The sequence below is a fragment of the Psychrobacter sp. W2-37-MNA-CIBAN-0211 genome, from assembly GCF_040309405.1.
In the GTDB taxonomy this organism is placed as follows: Bacteria; Pseudomonadota; Gammaproteobacteria; order Pseudomonadales; family Moraxellaceae; genus Psychrobacter; species Psychrobacter glaciei.
This window is the reverse complement of the sequence record NZ_JBEOOU010000290.1, coordinates 1-264: the sequence shown is the minus strand read 5'-3', so window position 1 is coordinate 264 and position 264 is coordinate 1. Positions and strand designations below refer to the sequence as shown.

1 protein-coding gene is annotated in these 264 nt (G+C 45.5%); it reads right to left on the bottom strand.

The genetic code is table 11. The features are described 5' to 3' along the window. A partial coding sequence (locus tag AAEY72_RS15280; RefSeq protein ID WP_352311434.1) for a UvrD-helicase domain-containing protein occupies positions 1 to 241 on the bottom strand: 241 nt, incomplete at its 3' end. Positions 242 to 264: the final 23 nt, after the last annotated feature.

The following is a 264-nucleotide window of genomic DNA, read 5'->3' as shown; positions in this document are numbered from 1 at the left end:
GCTTAGGACGTAATCCTTGGTCTTTTTTGCCGTTAATATAGCCTTGGGCCTGACGAGGAGGATATTGCTTCTCGTCTAAATTAAGGCTTTTAAGAATGCGTTTCAGTAAACGTAACTGATCGTCAGAATCGATAATCTGGAAACTTTGCGGTAAATTGGCATCTTGATAATGGGTTCGCAATAACCGATGCGCTAAACCATGGAAGGTACCGATCCACATCCGCCCCATGTTAGTGCCCACGACCTTTTCCACCCGTTCACGCA